This window comes from Myxococcus sp. AM009, assembly GCF_013372605.1.
Classification (GTDB): domain Bacteria; phylum Myxococcota; class Myxococcia; order Myxococcales; family Myxococcaceae; genus Myxococcus; species Myxococcus vastator.
Map to the genome: position 1 here is coordinate 1 of NZ_JABXEP010000180.1, position 15,340 is coordinate 15,340.

Sequence of the window (15,340 nt, forward strand, 5' to 3'; positions counted from 1 at the left end):
ACGCCAGAAACGTGGCGCCGCCCGTCTTCGCCAGCACCTTCGTGATGGCGGCCGTCAGCGACGTCTTGCCGTGGTCCACGTGTCCGATCGTGCCGATGTTCACGTGGGGCTTGTTACGCTCGAACTTTTCCTTGGCCATGGCCTCTCCTCACGGGGTTGCCGGTCCGAAGCCCGGCACGTCTCGACTCGCGGAAAACAACTGCGAAGGTGCTGCGTCCTGCTCCAAACCCGCCACAACGTCAACTGAAATCGCCCGGCCGGTCCGCGGCCGGGCCGAAGCCACTCAGCGGTTGAGCGCCGACTTGGGCGCGGGCGCGTAGTGACTGAACTGCATGGTGTACGTCGCCCTTCCCTGGCTGCGGCTACGCAGGTCGGTCGAGTAGCCGAACATGGCCGCCAGGGGCACCTGCGCCTGGATGGCCTGCACGCGGCCAGGCCGGGGGGTCATGCCCAGCACCTTCCCGCGCCGCCCGTTCAGGTCGCCGATGACGTCGCCCATGAAGTCATCGGGCGTGACGATTTCGCAGCTCATGATGGGCTCGAGGAGCACGGGCGTGGCCGTGCGCACGGCGTCCTTGAACGCCAGCGAGCCGGCGATCTTGAACGCCATCTCGCTGGAGTCCACGTCGTGCATGGAGCCGTCGAAGGCCTCCACCTTCACGTCCACCATGGGGTAGCCGGCCACCGGGCCGTTCTGCATGGCCTCCGCGCACCCGGCCTTCACCGCGTCAACGAACTCCTTGGACACCGCGCCGCCGGTGACCTTGTTCTCGAAGGAGAAGCCCTGCCCGGGCTCATTGGGGGCCACGCGCAGCCAGATGTGGCCGTACTGGCCTCGGCCGCCCGTCTGGCGGATGTACTTCCCCTCCATCTCCACCCGGGAGGTGACCGTCTCGCGGTAGGCCACCTGGGGCTTGCCGATGTTCGCGTCGACCTTGAACTCGCGCAGGAGGCGGTCGACGATGATTTCCAGGTGGAGCTCGCCCATGCCGGCGATGAGCGTCTGCCCTGTCTCCTCGTTCGTCTTCACGCGGAAGGACGGGTCCTCCATGGCCAGGCGCTGCAGCGACTGGAGGATCTTGTCCTGGTCCGCGGTCGACTTCGGCTCGATGGCGATGTCGATGACGGGCTCGGGGAACTCCATCCGCTCCAGGATGATGGGCTGCTTGTCGTCACAGAGCGTGTCACCCGTGCCGGCCAGCTTCAGGCCCACCACCGCGCAGATATCACCGGCGTAGCACTCGGTGATTTCGTCCTTCTTGTCCGCGCGCATCTGCACCAGCCGGCTGACCCGCTCGCGCTTGCCCTTCACCGAGTTCCACACCGCCGAACCCGCCTCCAGCTTGCCGGAGTAGACGCGGAGGAAGGTCAGCGTCTGGGACTGGAACGAGGGGTCGTTCATGATCTTGAACGCCAGCGCGCTGAAGGGCGCGTCGTCCCGCGTCTCGCGCACGGCGTCCTCGCCGTTGGGCGTCTTGCCGTGGATGGGCGGCACCTCCAGCGGGCTGGGCAGGTAGTCCACCACCGCGTCCAGCAGCGGCTGCACGCCCTTGTGGCGGAAGGCCGAGCCGCAGAACACCGGGAACAGCTTCAGGCCCACGCAGCCCTTGCGGATGGCGCCACGCACTTCGGCCTCGGTCAGCTCCACGCCCTCGAGGAACTTCTCGGTGAGCGCGTCGTCCTGCTCGGCCGCGGCCTCGAGCAGCTCGGCGCGGGCGGCGTCCGCCTCCTCCTTGAGCTCCTCGGGGATGTCCGTCTCGTCGTAGCGGCTGCCCTGCTCCGAGTCCTGGAACACCAGGGCCTTCATCTTCAGCAGGTCGATGACGCCGCGGTGCTTGTCCTCCGCGCCCAGCGGCAGCTGCATGCGGACCGCACGCGCGCCCAGCTTCTCGCGGATGGTTCCCACGGACATCTCGAAGTCGGCGCCCACCCGGTCCATCTTGTTGATGAAGCAGATGCGGGGAACCTTGTACTTGTCCGCCTGGCGCCACACTGTCTCCGACTGCGGCTCCACGCCGTTCACCGCGTCGAACACGGCGATGGCGCCGTCCAGCACGCGCAGGCTGCGCTCCACCTCGATGGTGAAGTCCACGTGTCCCGGCGTGTCGATGATGTTGACGCGGTAACGCTGGTCGTGCCGCTGCCAGAAGGCGGAGATGGCGGCGGACGTGATCGTGATGCCGCGCTCACGCTCCTGGACCATCCAGTCGGTGGTGGTGTTGCCTTCGTGCACCTCGCCCATCCGGTGGATGGCGCCGGTGTAGAAGAGGATGCGCTCCGTGGTCGTCGTCTTGCCGGCATCGATGTGCGCCATGATGCCGATGTTGCGGTAGCGCTCGAGGGGGTACTCACGGGCCATGACTCAATACCTCTCCAGGAAGGAAGGGCGGGCCCGAGGCCTCGACACCTGCCGGCCGGACGATTTCAGAGAACCTGCTACATCTAACAAAACCGCCCGGATGCATCCTCTGCATCCGGGCGGCAACCGCGAAGCCTCTAGGGCCTACCAGCGGTAGTGAGCGAAGGCCTTGTTGGCCTCCGCCATCTTGTGCGTGTCTTCACGCTTCTTCACCGCGTTGCCGCGGTTGTTGGCGGCGTCCATGATCTCACCGGCCAGCTTCTCCTGCATGGTCTTCTCACCACGCGCCTTGGAGTAGGTGATGATCCAACGCATGCCGAGCGCCACGCGGCGGTCCTGACGGACCTCGACGGGCACCTGGTAGGTGGCGCCACCGACGCGGCGGCTCTTGACCTCAAGCACCGGCTTGACGTTGTCGAGGGCCTTCTTGAAGGTCTTGAGGGGGTCTTCCTTCGCGCGCTCCTCGATGAGGGCGAAGGCACCGTAGCAAACGCCTTCCGCGATGGACTTCTTGCCCTTCCGCATCAGGTCGTTGACGAACTTGGTGACGAGCCGGTCCTGGAACTTCGGATCCGGAAGAATCTTGCGCTTGGCGACTACGCGACGGCGAGGCATCTCTTCTCTCTTCCCTTACGCCCCACTCCCATTGGGAGAAATCCACGGGGCTTCAAGTGCTGCAGGAGGTACTTCACAAGGACGCTCCCCAGGGTGCGGGGCAATGCGTCCAGACGCTGCGCTACAGAAGGTGATCCGCGCGACGAGCGATCAGCTCGGACGCTTCGCGCCGTACTTGGAGCGGCTCTGCTTGCGACCCGCGACACCCACGGAGTCCAGCGTTCCACGGACGATGTGGTAGCGGACACCCGGGAGGTCCTTCACACGGCCACCGCGAATCATCACCACCGAGTGCTCCTGGAGGTTGTGACCCACGCCGGGGATGTAGGACGTGACCTCGATCCCGTTCGTCAGACGAACACGGGCCACCTTGCGGAGGGCCGAGTTCGGCTTCTTCGGGGTCGTGGTGTACACGCGCGTGCAGACGCCACGCTTCTGAGGGGACTCCTTGAGCGCGGGGCTCTTGCCCTTGACGACGAGCTTCTCGCGGCCCTTGCGGACCAGCTGGCTAATGGTCGGCACTGATACCTCTTCTTCGGGTTCGTCGCCGCCAGAGACACCAGGCGGCGCATATCTACCTACAGGACTACGGAAAGGCGCGCGAGTATAGGAAGGGGCCTCTCCGTGTCAAGCACGGCCTGTCCCTTGCCTACAACCGGCCAGGGTCCCAGGTCCCATTCCCTGCCTCGGCGCTTCCACGCACGGCGGGTCTACAACGGGGCGGTCCTCTACTCCGCGTGAGGTTAGAAGTCGAGGACCATCACGACGGCGTCCTCGCCCTCGTCGACGTAGTAGTTCGGCCGGATGCCGACCGGGCGGAAGCCGAAGGCCCGGTAGAGCTGGAGCGCGGCCTCGTTGCTCTTGCGCACCTCCAGGGTGGCCAGGGTGCAGCGCCTGGCCCTCCCCCGCTCAAGGACCTCGTCCATGACGGCCCGCGCCACGCCCCGGCGCCGGTGTTTGGGCGCGGTGGCCACGTTCAGCACGTGCACCTCGTCATGGACGATCCAGAAGATGGCCAGCCCCAGCAGCTCCGGCCCATCCGCCTCCCGCTCCTCCTCCACGAGGAGGATGGTGGACCATTCGTGCTGAAGCTCGCGCTTGAGCAGGTCCTGGGACCAGGGGTTCTTGAACGCGGCCTGCTCCAGCAGCATGACCGCGGGCAGGTCCTCCGACACCATCTGCCGGATGGTGTAGCCGTGCCGGGCCCCGGGCGCCGGCTCCTCGCGCATCCGCCTCATCGGCTTGCCTCCCGGGCAAAGGGCGCCACGCGGCGCACCTGCGCCGAGGCCCGCACCTGCGCCAGCTCTTCCGCCGCCAGCGCCCCATACCGCTCCCGAACCAGCTTCTCCCGGATGGCGGCGCGCGCCGCCTCGTAGCCTTCCGGATATTCGTCCGCGTGCTGCTCGAAGTGGCGGCGGACCTCCGTCTCACCCACCTGCGCTCGCAGCCGGATGCGGCTGTCGAGGATGCGCTCGGCCCGAAGCCCCCGGGCCAGCACCCGCTCCAACCCCTGTACGTCCACGTCATGGCGGGACAGGAACCGCTTCAAGGCCGCCTCCCCTCCCAGCCCCGCCTGGAACGCCTCCACCCGCGCCTGGACCTCCGCGGGCTCGGCCGGGAAGGCCTGCAGCCGGTCCGCGTTCAGGACCTGGACCCGTTGGTTGATGATGAACTCCAAGGCCCCCCGGAGCGTGTCCTCGTCGAGGGGAAGCGCCAGGGCCTGCACGCCCCCTCGCTGGAGGAGCGCGACCCGGGCCTCGAAGCGCAGCTCGCTCAAGGTGAGCACCTGGCCCTCGATGATGGCCACCACCCGGTCCGCGACCCGGGCCTCCACGGCGGACGGCGGGGCAGCCGCGTTCCCCACGGCCGGCGCCAGCGAGAGCCAGCCCGCAAGCCACAGGGTATCCGCGCCGAGCCAGCGAGGCGGTGACATGGGCTCCCTCATCCTTCGGCGACTTTATACATCTCGCACGGTCCGGACAGTCCTTGCTGGCGCGTGCCTACCGGCTGGTTACGTTGAATCGGGTACACCACGGCGGGAACAAATGGCGGACGACTACTACCAGACCCTCGGCGTTGACCGGTCGGCTTCAGCGGAGGACGTCAAGAAGGCGTACCGCAAGCTGGCACGCAAGTACCACCCGGACGTCAACCCGGGCAACAAGGCCGCCGAGGAGAAGTTCAAGCAAGTCAGCGCGGCGTTCGAGGTGCTGTCGGACGCTCGGAAGCGCAAGCTCTACGACGAGTTCGGCCCGGACGCGGAGAAGATTGGCTTCGACGAGAAGAAGGCGGAGGCCTATCGGGCCTACAAAGCCTCGGCCGGGAGCGCTGGCGCCGGGGGCATCCCCTACGGCGCCGAGGGCTTCGACCTGGGTGACCTCTTCGGCGACCTGTTCGGAGGCCGCGGCGGTGGCGCCCCGGGGGGCGTCGACATCGGCGAGATGTTCGGGCGTCGCGCTCGCGGCTCCGGACCCGAGCGTGGAGACGACCTGACGGTTCGCGTCCAGCTCACCCTGGCCGAGGCCGTCTCTGGTACCGAGCGCCCCCTGGCCTTCAGCCGTCCGGGCCGCTGCGCCACGTGCAGCGGCAGGGGCACATCCGGGCCAGTGTCCACCTGCACCGTCTGCAACGGCACGGGCCGGTCCCGCCGGTCCGGGAGCCTGTTCGGCGGCGCGGGGGCGTGCCCCAACTGCCACGGCACGGGCAAGGCCGCTCCGCCCTGCTCCCAGTGCGGGGGCTCGGGGATGAAGGAGGAGCAGGCCCGGCTGACGGTGAAGATTCCCGCGGGCGTGCACACTGGCTCAAAGGTGCGGCTCTCCGGCCAGGGCGCGGCGGGGACACGAGGCGGCCCCCCGGGTGATCTCTACATCGAGACCGAGGTGGCCGAGCATCCGCTCGTGCGTCGCGAGGGCGACGACCTGCACCTCGACCTGCCCGTGACGGTCTCCGAGGCCCTGCTGGGCGCCGACGTGCGTGTCCCCACGTTCCAGGGGGAGGTCACCGTGAAGGTGCTCCCCCATTCCCAATCTGGCCGCCGGATGCGGCTGAAGGGGCGCGGGGTGCCCTCGCTCAAGGGCGGAGCACAGGGCGACCTGTACCTCCACCTCCAGGTGAAGGTCCCCGAGGAGACCACCGCCGAGGCCCGGGCCGCCGCCGAGGCGCTCGCCCGGGCCTACCAGGGCGACGTCCGCCGCGAGCTGACGCTCTAGCCTCTTGCCTCTTGTCCTGGGCGCCGCACCGTCATAGACGGACGGCGCCCCACCTTCTCACGCCGCCGAACCATACGGAGCACACGCGCACATGGGCCTCTTAGACATCTTCACGGGCGGCTCGGGCCCCGAGAAAGCCCTCAAGCTCAAGCCCAAGGTCACCCAGAAGTACGGAGACCCCGCGACCCGGCAGAAGGCCCTCCAACAGCTGGGGGAGATGAAGGTCCCCGAGGCCGTGTCCGTGCTGCTCAGCCGCTTCACCATCACCGTGGACCCGCTCACCACGGACGCGGATGAGAAGGAGCACACGTTCGAGCTGGTGAAGAGCTTCGGCAAGGACGTCGCCGTGCCTCCCATCCTGGAGTTCCTGCGCACCAGCGAGCAGGCCGCTTCCTGGGCCCTGCGGCTGCTCGGTGAGCTGACCTCCGAAGAGGAGACCATCACCGCCTGCGTGAGCGCGCTCCAGCACCTGTCCGCCCACTACACGCGCAACCCGGAAAAGCGGGTGGTGCTGCTGCACCACGTGGCCGGCAGCCAGGACCCCCGCATCCCCCCCGCGGTGGTGCCCTTCCTGGAGGACATGTCGGACGACGTGAAGATCGCCGCGCTCAAGACGCTGGGCGCCTTCAAGTACGAGCCGGCGCGCGAGCCCATGCTGAAGCTGCTCACCGCCGACGAGACGGCTCGCCGGGTGCAGACGTCCGTGCTCAGCGCGCTGGCGGAAGGCGGCTTCTCCGTGGAGGGCTACCAGGAGAAGGTGGAGCCGCTGCTGGTGGAGCCCTACGCCCTGGGCAACGACCAGCGCATCCAGCGCCGGGCCTGAGCCCCGGCTGTCGGCCAGCCGACATGGACACTGTCCTCCGGAAGGCCTCCGAGGACAGAGGCCGTTCACATGCGCGCGGAACTTGAGCAAGGATTCACCCGTGCGCTCAAAGAAGAAGGGGACGCTGGCGGAAGTCGTACCACTGCGTCCGGTCGCGAAGGCGGCCAAGAAGACTCCGAAGCGGCCCGCGAAGCCGCTCCCCTCGGTGGATGCGGATGTTGCTCACCGCGCCCTGCTGGAGATGTCGCGGCACCTGACGGACAACGCGGGGCCCACCGAAGCGCTCCGCTCCCACCTGCAGACCCTCCACACGCTCCTCAAGCCGAAGGTCTGCTACGTGGCGCGCTACTTCCCTTCCCGGGAGCAGCTCCACGTCGAGCACGTGCGAGGCCGCTACGACGACCGCGTCACCGCCGCCGTCCCGGGCGAGGGCGTGGTGGGCCGGGCCTTCTCCCAGAAGGCGCTGCTGCGTGATGGGGACATCATCGCGGTGCCGCTCGAGGGCCCGCAGGGCGTCGGTGGCGTCCTGGTGGTGCTGGGCTCCCGGCGCGAGCCGTCCGACACCCTGTTGCAATCCCTGGCCGCGCAGCTCACCGCCGCCTACGAAGTGGCGCGCCTGCGTGACGACAGCGCCCGCCGCAACAAGGACCTGCAGACGGCCATCGCCGGCCTCAAGAGCCTGGAGCAGAACCGCGAGGAGCTGCTGGGCAACGTCTCGCATGACTTGAAGAACCCGCTCACCACCATCAAGTCCTACCTGGCGATGATGGGCCGCGAGAAGCTGGGGCCCCTCACGGATGCCCAGCGCCGCGCGGTGCAGATCTGCGACCGGAACTCGGACCGGATGCTGCGCATGGTGAATGACCTGCTGCTCATGTCCCGGCTCCAGTCCGGGAAGATGCAGCTCAATCAACGTCCCTTCGGACTCAAGGCCGTGGCGGAGGAAGTGGTGCGCTCGCTGGGGGCGCTCGCGGAGCACTGCAAGGTGCGCGTGGTGATTCCCCCCTGCCCCGAGGTGTTCGTCCGCGGCGACCGCGAGCGCATCGCCGAGGCCATCCACAACCTCGTGGAGAACGGCATCCACCACAGTGAGGCGGACGACACCGTCGAGGTGCGCGTCTCCGCCGAGGACGGCCTGGCGATGTTGACCGTGAAGGACAGCGGTCCGGGCATGTCCAGCGAGGCCCTGGAGCACGTCTTCGATGCCTTCTACCGCGCCACCCCGGGCATGCCTCGGCCGCCCGGTGCGGGGCTCGGGCTGCCCCTGGTGGGGAAGATTGTCGCCCTCCACGGCGGACGCATGGAGAGCGCCAGCGTCCTGGGTGAAGGCAGCACGTTCCAGATGGTGCTCCCCATGTTCGCCGGCGCCGTCAGCGCGCCGGAGATGGCCCAGGCCGCGCCCAAGTCCGGCGGCATCCTGCTGGTGGAGGACGACGCCGACTGCCGCGAGGTGCTCCAGCAGGTGCTGGAGCAGGAAGGCTACCGGGTGATGGCCACCTCGGGCGCCTCCGAGGCACGGTCCATCCTCTCCCACATCCGGCCGGCCATGGTCCTGCTCGACCTGCGGCTGAGCGAGGAGGACGGGCAGTCGGTGCTCCGCTACATTCGCGGCAACGAGTCGCTGTCGGACATCGTCGTGTACATCATCTCTGGAGCCACCGAGGTGGCGTCGCTCACCTCGGGCCAGGGGCTGGAGCGCATCGACGGCTTCTTCGAAAAACCTCTCAACCTGCCCAAGCTGCTGGACACCGTCTCCGCGGTGGTCCGGCCCAGCCGACGAGCCCCCGCCGTGCCATGAGTCAGGGATTCGTCGTGGGTGCGAACAAGAGGTGGCCGTTGGCCACCTCGGTTTGTCTAGTATCCGCGCGGTCCCATGAGCACATCCGTCTATTCCCGCTACCGCGCCGCCTTCGCCCAGGCTCTTGCCACTGCCCTGGGCGTGTCGGCCGCCGACATCGAAGCCCAGGTCAAGCCCGCCGAGCCGGCGCACGGCGACCTCAGCTTCGCCACCTTCCCACTCGCCAAGGCCCAGAAGAAGGCCCCGCCCGCCATCGCCGCCGGGCTGGCGCAGTCGCTCAGTGTCCCTGGGCTGGAAATCAAGGCCGTGGGGCCGTACGTCAACGCGCGCTTCACCGCCCTGCCCTTCACGGCGGAGGTCATCGACGCCGCGCGCGGCGCGGGCATTCGCTACGGCGGTGACGAGGACGCGGGCCGCGGCAAGACAGTGGCCATCGACTACTCGTCGCCGAACATCGCCAAGCCGATTGGCTTCCACCACATCCGCACGACGTTCCTCGGCCACTGCATCGCCAACATCTACCGGGCGCTGGGCTGGCGGGTGGAGGGCATCAACTACCTGGGCGACTGGGGCAAGCAGTTCGGCCTGGTGGCCGTGGGCTTCCAGGAGTACGGCGACCCCGCCCGCATCGACGACATGGGCCACCTGGTGGAGGTGTACGTCAAGGCCAACAAGCGCGCCGAGGCCGAGCCCGAGTTCGACGAGAAGGCCCGCGCCTTCTTCCGCCGCATGGAGGCCGGCGACGCCGAGGCCCTCAAGCTCTGGAACCAGTTCCGGGACACCAGCATCAAGGGCTTCAAGACGATCTACGCGCGGATGGGCATCGCGTTCGAGCACATCGAAGGAGAGAGCCGCTACCAGGGGAAGATGGACGCGGTCATCGACCAGATTGCGAAGAAGCCCGGCGTGAAGGAGTCGCAGGGCGCGCTCATCGTCGACCTGCCCTACGCGGAGAACGAGCCGCCCATCCTGCTGAAGAAGAACGACGGCAGCACGCTGTACGCCACGCGTGACCTGGCCGCCGCGCAAGACAGGTACGAGCGCTTCCAGTTCGACAAGTCGCTCTACGTCGTCGCACAGGACCAGGCGCTGCACTTCCGGCAGGTGTTCCGCACGCTGAAGGAGATGGACCTGCCCTGGGCGGACCGCACCGTCCACGTCGCGTTCGGCCGCATCCACGGCATGAGCACGCGCAAGGGACAGGTGGTCCAGCTCAACGACGTGCTGGACGAGGCGCGCGAGCGCGTCTCCGTCAAGGTGCGGGAGAACGTGGAGGCCGGCCGCATCCAGACGGACGACGCGGACGCCCTCTCCGAGCAGATCGCCCTGGGCGCCATCGCCTTTGGCGACCTCAAGCACAAGCGCGCCAGCGACTACACCTTCGACTGGGACGAGGTGCTCAGCTTCGAGGGCCATACCGGCCCCTATCTCCAGTACGCCCACGCGCGCGCCGTCAACGTGCTACGCAAGGGCGGTGGCGCGCCGGCCAGCTACGACGCGGCCCTGTTGACGCTCCCCGAGGAGCAGGCCCTGCTGCGCGAACTCATGCGCCTGCCCGAGGTGGTGCGCGACGCGGCGGAGCAGTACGAGCCCAGCCTCGTGGCGCGGCTGCTGCTCGACGTGGCCTCGGCGCTCAGCCGCTACTACACGCTGGGCAACCAGGAGCGCGACAAGCGCATCAACGTCGAAGGCAATGACGCGCTGCGTGCTGCGCGACTCGCCCTCATCGACGCCGCCCGGGTTACGCTGGCCGCGGGGCTGACGCTGCTGGGCATTCCCACGCCCGACAACATGTAGCCGGGAGCATTCTTGGAGACCGCGCTGTCACCGACTGCGAATCAGGGAGCGTCCTCGCTGAAGGACGAGTTCGGCCCCATGGGCCGGGCGCTGGGAACGCGCTACCTGGAGAGCGTTCACTTCCCGCCGGAAGCAGAAACTGAGCTCCGGGGCCTGCACGCGAAGGGCTTCGTGGTGCACGTCATGCGCACCACCGCCTGGGTGAACTTCCTCTACCTGACGTGGGCCATGGTGCGCCGGGCGCTGCCGCCCGTGCGCGCCGTGGTGAACCTGCGGCCGTGGTTCACCCGCCCCTGGCGACAGGCGAAGCAGCGCGGTGACTTCACGCAGCGCTTCGAGCACGCCCGGCAGACGGGGGGCAGCGGCCTGGTCTTCCTGCGCCGCACCGCCCTGCTCCGGCCGTCCGGAAAGGAGACGCGCGAGGACCCCTTCCCCGCCCTGGTGGCCATGGCCCGCCAGTCCGACACGCCGGTGTACCTGGTGCCGGAGTTGTTCGTCTGGGAGAAGCGCCCCGCGCGCCTGAAGCCCAACTGGGTGGACGTGGTGTTCGGCAGCCCGGAGGCACCGGGCTTCCTGCACTCGATGCTGGCCTTCTTCCGGAACTACAAGCGCGCGCAGTTCCGCGTGGGCGAGCCCATCGACCTGCAGCGCTTCGTCGCGGAGAACCCTCGCGACTCGGATGACGTGCTGGCCCGAAAGGTGCGCAGCAGCCTCCACGTCCACCTCGCGCGCGAGACGCGGGCCGTGTTCGGTCCGCCGGTGAAGCCCGCCTCGCGCGTCATCGACGAGACGCTGCGCGACAGGGCCCTGCGCAAGGTGGTGGAGGAGTGCGCGGCGGAATCCGGGCGCAAGCCGGCGAGCGTGCTGCGCGAGGCGCGCCGCAACCTGGAGGCCATCGCCGCCAAGCCCAGCCCCACCGCGCTGGCCTTCACCTCCCCCGTGCTGGAGTGGGTGTTCAACCGCATCTACGACGGCATGCACGTGGACGAGGCGGGCCTCCACCGCGCGCTCAAGGCCGCGAGCCATGCGCCCATCGTCCTGTGCCCCAGCCACAAGAGCCACGTCGACTACCTGGTGATGAGTTGGGTGCTGTGGAACCGGGGCTACGCGGTGCCCCTGGTGGCCGCCGGCGCCAACCTCTCCTTCTGGCCCCTGGGCACCTTCTTCCGCCGCTGCGGCGCGTTCTTCCTCCGGCGCTCCTTCAAGGGCGACAAGGTCTACGCCGCGTCCTTCAAGGCCTACGTGCGCAAGCTGGTGCATGACGGTATCCACCAGGAGTTCTTCCCGGAAGGCGGCCGTTCGCGTACGGGCAAGCTGCTGCTGCCCAAGCTGGGCATGTTCACCTGGCAGGTGGAGTCCGTGCTGGAGGGCGCGCGCGATGACCTCATCTTCGTGCCGGTGGCCATCGACTACGAGAAGGTCGTCGAGTCCGGCAGCTACTCGAAGGAGCTCGCAGGCGGCGAGAAGAAGCCCGAGGACCTCAAGGCGCTCTTGAGCACGCCCAAGGTGCTGGCGGCGCGGTATGGCCGCATCCACCTGGGGTTCGACGAGCCCATCTCCCTGCGCGCGTTCATGCAGGCGCGTGGCATCAACCCGGACGAACCGGTGTCGGACGAGCAGAAGAAGGGGCTCGTCCGCGCGCTGGGCAACCGGGTGATGTACGGCATCAGCAAGGTGTCCACGGTGACGCCGCACGCGCTGGTCAGCACCGCCCTGCTCTCGCACCGCCGCCGCGGCCTGACGCAGCGGGAGATGGCGGACCGCATCAACATCCTGCGCCGCATCGCCGTGGAGGAGGGCTCGCCGCAGTCGGTGGAGATGCGCAACGCCCCCAGCAACCCGGAGACGATGGGGCCCATCCAGGACGCCATGCGCACGTTCATCTCCGACGAGATGGTGCGCACCCAGGAAGCGCGCGGCGAGGTCATCTACCAGGTGGAGGACGCACGCCGCCCGGAGCTGTCCTTCTACAAGAACACGCTGATGAACCTGGTGGCCTCCCGGAGCCTCGTGGCCAACGCCATGCTGGCCAGCGGCAGCCCCGCGCCCTTCGACACCGTGAAGGAGCGCGCGCTGTTCCTGTCCCGCCTCTTCAAGGTGGAGTTCATCTATCGGGTGGGCACCACGTTCGACTCCATCTTCGCGGAGACGGTGGAGCGGCTGGAGCGCATGGGCCTGGTGCTCGAGGAGAACGAGACGCTCCGCGTGGCCCCAGAGGCCCACGCGCGTCCGGACCTGGAGTTCCTGGCCGACATGCTGCGCGACTACCTGGAGGCCTACCTGCTGGCGGCCATGACGCTCCAGGACGTGGCCAACGGCACCGTCGAGGACCGGAAGTCCTTCGTGAAGATGGCCCTGGAAACGGGCCGCGCGGAGTACCACGCCGGCCGCATCACCGCCTCCGAGTCCCTGGCCAAGGTGACGCTGGAGAACGCGGTGGCGTTCCTCGTGGATCAGAAGCTGCTCATCGAGGCCGACAAGAAGCTGACGCTGGGCCCCGCCGCCACCGAGCAGCAGGCCCGCACCCAGCTCGTTGACGATATCCGTGGGTACCTGAAGCGCGGCTGAGCGGGCCGCCGGTCCTCAGGGGTGCGTCGTGACCTCCACGCGGAGCTCGGCCGGCAGCGGGGTTCCTTCCAAGTCCGAGAGGCTGTCACGCAGGACGAGGGTGTGAAGCGTCGCCGGCGAGCGCACCTCGCCGGTGACGAGTTCAAAGGCATTGAGCCCCAGATACTGGACGATTCGCCGCCGCGGCAACAGCACCGGACGCTCCGGTGTGCTGCCACGCCACACGCGAATCTGGTACGCCTGCGCCTCGGTCCGGGCTTCCACCTGGAACGCCGCCCGTGCGACGTGCCCGCCCCCAAGCCACACCCCAGGACGCCCAGGATGCGAAAGCCACGCCTCCACGTCCGCCGCGCTGTTCGAGCCAGGATGAAGGACGTCAAGGTTCGAAACGTATAGGAACAGGAGAAAGCCCGTTGGAAGACGCCACCCCCAGCGACGTTGCGCCCCCTCCACCGGGGCCGCCCTCTGGCACCCGCTACAGCACGAGCCCCAAATGGCTGGCGGTGGTGAGCGCCGCGCTCGCACTCGGCGCGTTCATCCTCGTGGGCGGCACCGTCCAGCTCGCCAACCCGGCCTTCGGCATCTGGTTCACCGAGCTGGTCGTGTTCCTGGGGCTTGGCTGGGTGATGCTGCGCAACGCGGGCTGGCGCCCCGTCCTCTACACGGGGCTGCTGCCAGCGCCGCGAGCGGCCACCCTCTTCGGCTTCCTCCTGGGTGTGGCGAACTTCTTCGCGGTGGTGGTCCCCATCCAGTTCCTGGCCCAGTCGGTGGCGCCGGAGTGGCTGACGCGGATGTTCGACAGCTCGAAGCTGTTCGCGGACCAGACACCGCTGGAGCTGGCCATCATCCTCCTGGGGGTGTCGGTGGCCGCGCCCGTCTGCGAGGAGTTCTTCTTCCGCGGCATCTTCCAGCGGGGCCTCACGCCACCGGCGCCCGCGCCCACCACCGCGCCCCTGGTCATCTCCGCCGTGGTGTTCAGCGCCTTCCACCTGGACCCGGTGGGCTTCCTGGCTCGCACGGAGCTGGGCCTGCTCTTCGGGTGGCTCTACCTGCGCACCGGCTCGCTGTGGCCCGCCATTGGCGCCCACGCGGCCAACAACCTGGTGTCCTCGGTGCTGTTCCTGTCCGCCAAGGCCCTGGGCGCCGAGGCCTCCGAAGCCACGTCTGAAGCGACGGACCCTCGAATGGTGCTCGTGCTCGCGGCGGCGGGCTGGGCGGGCATGAGCGTCCTGCTGTCCTACGCGCGGCGGCAACCCGGCGTCTGGGGCCCCGGCACACGCGCCAGCGACGAGGAGGCCCGGGAGCCCGGCCCCACGCCTTCGCTGGCGCGGCTGATGCTTCCCTGGGTGGTGGGGGCCACGGTGTCACTGGGCCTGCTGGTGGCAGTGGACTCGCGAGGCCTGTCCCTCAACTTCTACGACGCGCAGCACCCGCTACCAACGCTGGAGTCCCGCTCGGCCCCCGCGCTGCATGCGGAGCGCAAGGCGTTGAGCGCGCTGCGCGCCTCGGCGCGCCGAGGGGAGCTGCCCATGGAGGCCTACTACGAGGAGCGGCAGCGGCAGATTCGCGCACACCGCGTCCAGACCGGGCCAGGGCTGAAGCCCTGACCCGCGGCGTGCCGCTTCAGACGAAGCGGTACGTGCTGACGTGGAAGATGGGGCCCACCATGGCGCTGGTGAGCGTGTCCCCGTCCACGCTGCCTTCGGCTTCGATGCGCTGCCCGTCCTTCTTCAGCTTCCGGTCTCCGCCAGCGAGCTGGTACGTCGTGCCGTCGTCGCCCTCCAGCACCCAGACGCCCGTTTCGATGTCACGGAAGACGACGCGGCCCGAGAGCTTCATGCGTCCTCCTTCTGGAGCATCGCGCGGGCGATGACGAGGCAGATGAGGGTGTTGAAGCCCAGCCAGGGCTTGGCGAGGAACGCGAAGGGCAGCCACGCCAGCGCCGGCGCCCCGGCCCAGGCCGTGTAGGCCAGGAAGCCCGCGAAGCCGAGCGCCAGGCCCCCCATGGCCGACCGCAGCCCCCGCCACTTGATGGCCGGCAGCGACAGGAGCAGCGGGATGAGCGCGCTGTAGAACAGCGGGTTCACCGTCCGGCCCCGGCCGAAGATGATGCGCTCCCAGTCCGGGAGGGGCAGCGACGCCACCTGCACCGCGGCCCCCGCGGCCCCCTC

At 68.8% G+C, this 15,340-nt stretch carries 15 protein-coding genes; 6 read left to right on the forward strand and 9 right to left on the reverse strand.

Annotated features, from left to right (window positions below; translation table 11 throughout):
• The 6 genes from HV824_RS30780 to HV824_RS30805 all read right to left on the reverse strand — a co-directional run.
• On the reverse strand, positions 1-139 hold a 139-nt coding region (locus tag HV824_RS30780; protein WP_228556459.1), incomplete at its 3' end, for a GTP-binding protein.
• 144 nt (positions 140-283) lie between these two features.
• The gene (gene fusA / locus HV824_RS30785) at positions 284-2,359 is read right to left on the reverse strand and encodes an elongation factor G (RefSeq protein ID WP_176419344.1); all 2,076 of its coding nucleotides are present in this window, start codon (positions 2,357-2,359) and stop codon (positions 284-286) included.
• Between the two features lie 144 nt (positions 2,360-2,503).
• Positions 2,504-2,974 carry a 30S ribosomal protein S7 gene (gene rpsG / locus HV824_RS30790; protein WP_011553340.1) on the reverse strand — a complete coding sequence of 157 codons (471 nt, stop codon included), beginning with the start codon at positions 2,972-2,974 and terminating at the stop codon, positions 2,504-2,506.
• Between the two features lie 150 nt (positions 2,975-3,124).
• Complete coding sequence (rpsL, locus tag HV824_RS30795) at positions 3,125-3,496, reverse strand: 30S ribosomal protein S12 (RefSeq protein ID WP_002637381.1); 372 nt, start codon at positions 3,494-3,496, stop codon at positions 3,125-3,127.
• A gap of 221 nt (positions 3,497-3,717) precedes the next feature.
• A complete protein-coding gene (rimI, locus tag HV824_RS30800; protein ID WP_176419343.1) occupies positions 3,718-4,212 on the reverse strand; it encodes a ribosomal protein S18-alanine N-acetyltransferase in 495 nt (164 codons plus the stop codon).
• The gene (locus tag HV824_RS30805; RefSeq protein WP_255208478.1) at positions 4,209-4,907 is read right to left on the reverse strand and encodes a hypothetical protein; all 699 of its coding nucleotides are present in this window, start codon (positions 4,905-4,907) and stop codon (positions 4,209-4,211) included. Before HV824_RS30805 ends, rimI begins: the two co-directional genes overlap by 4 nt.
• Before the next feature lie 112 nt (positions 4,908-5,019).
• Between HV824_RS30805 and dnaJ the strand changes: the two genes are divergently transcribed.
• The 5 genes from dnaJ (at position 5,020) to HV824_RS30830 (ending at position 13,169) form a co-directional block, all read left to right on the forward strand.
• Positions 5,020-6,183, forward strand: a complete 1,164-nt coding sequence (gene dnaJ / locus HV824_RS30810; protein ID WP_176419341.1) for a molecular chaperone DnaJ — start codon at positions 5,020-5,022, stop codon at positions 6,181-6,183.
• A gap of 91 nt (positions 6,184-6,274) precedes the next feature.
• The gene (locus tag HV824_RS30815) at positions 6,275-7,006 is read left to right on the forward strand and encodes a HEAT repeat domain-containing protein (protein ID WP_176419340.1); all 732 of its coding nucleotides are present in this window, start codon (positions 6,275-6,277) and stop codon (positions 7,004-7,006) included.
• A gap of 100 nt (positions 7,007-7,106) precedes the next feature.
• Positions 7,107-8,804, forward strand: a complete 1,698-nt coding sequence (locus tag HV824_RS30820) for a hybrid sensor histidine kinase/response regulator (RefSeq protein ID WP_176424858.1) — start codon at positions 7,107-7,109, stop codon at positions 8,802-8,804.
• 75 nt (positions 8,805-8,879) lie between these two features.
• Complete coding sequence (gene argS, locus HV824_RS30825) at positions 8,880-10,601, forward strand: arginine--tRNA ligase (RefSeq protein ID WP_176419338.1); 1,722 nt, start codon at positions 8,880-8,882, stop codon at positions 10,599-10,601.
• A gap of 12 nt (positions 10,602-10,613) precedes the next feature.
• On the forward strand, positions 10,614-13,169 hold the full coding sequence (locus tag HV824_RS30830) for a 1-acyl-sn-glycerol-3-phosphate acyltransferase (protein ID WP_176419337.1): 2,556 nt from the start codon (positions 10,614-10,616) through the stop codon (positions 13,167-13,169).
• A gap of 15 nt (positions 13,170-13,184) precedes the next feature.
• Here HV824_RS30830 and HV824_RS36950 read toward each other — a convergent pair whose 3' ends face one another.
• A complete protein-coding gene (locus HV824_RS36950; RefSeq protein WP_217917893.1) occupies positions 13,185-13,433 on the reverse strand; it encodes a hypothetical protein in 249 nt (82 codons plus the stop codon).
• A 149-nt stretch (positions 13,434-13,582) separates the two neighbouring features.
• Here HV824_RS36950 and HV824_RS30840 point away from each other — a divergent pair, with 149 nt between their 5' ends.
• Entirely contained in the window at positions 13,583-14,776 is a 1,194-nt protein-coding gene (locus tag HV824_RS30840) for a type II CAAX endopeptidase family protein (protein ID WP_217917892.1), read from the forward strand.
• 16 nt (positions 14,777-14,792) lie between these two features.
• Here the strand turns inward: HV824_RS30840 and HV824_RS30845 are convergent, their stop codons facing one another.
• The gene (locus HV824_RS30845) at positions 14,793-15,008 is read right to left on the reverse strand and encodes a DUF5818 domain-containing protein (RefSeq protein WP_176424859.1); all 216 of its coding nucleotides are present in this window, start codon (positions 15,006-15,008) and stop codon (positions 14,793-14,795) included.
• A partial coding sequence (locus tag HV824_RS30850) for a DUF5942 domain-containing protein (RefSeq protein WP_255208479.1) occupies positions 15,005-15,340 on the reverse strand: 336 nt, incomplete at its 5' end. The genes HV824_RS30850 and HV824_RS30845, both read right to left, overlap by 4 nt.

Excerpts from the sequence above, each read along its gene's own strand:
- fusA (WP_176419344.1), bottom strand. The coding sequence starts at position 2,359 with ATGGCCCGTGAGTACCCCCTCGAGCGCTACCGCAACATCGGCATCATG.
- rpsG (WP_011553340.1), bottom strand. The coding sequence starts at position 2,974 with ATGCCTCGCCGTCGCGTAGTCGCCAAGCGCAAGATTCTTCCGGATCCG.
- rimI (WP_176419343.1), bottom strand. The coding sequence starts at position 4,212 with ATGAGGCGGATGCGCGAGGAGCCGGCGCCCGGGGCCCGGCACGGCTAC.
- HV824_RS30805 (WP_255208478.1), bottom strand. The coding sequence starts at position 4,907 with ATGTCACCGCCTCGCTGGCTCGGCGCGGATACCCTGTGGCTTGCGGGC.
- dnaJ (WP_176419341.1), top strand. The coding sequence starts at position 5,020 with ATGGCGGACGACTACTACCAGACCCTCGGCGTTGACCGGTCGGCTTCA.
- HV824_RS30815 (WP_176419340.1), top strand. The coding sequence starts at position 6,275 with ATGGGCCTCTTAGACATCTTCACGGGCGGCTCGGGCCCCGAGAAAGCC.
- argS (WP_176419338.1), top strand. The coding sequence starts at position 8,880 with ATGAGCACATCCGTCTATTCCCGCTACCGCGCCGCCTTCGCCCAGGCT.
- HV824_RS30845 (WP_176424859.1), bottom strand. The coding sequence starts at position 15,008 with ATGAAGCTCTCGGGCCGCGTCGTCTTCCGTGACATCGAAACGGGCGTC.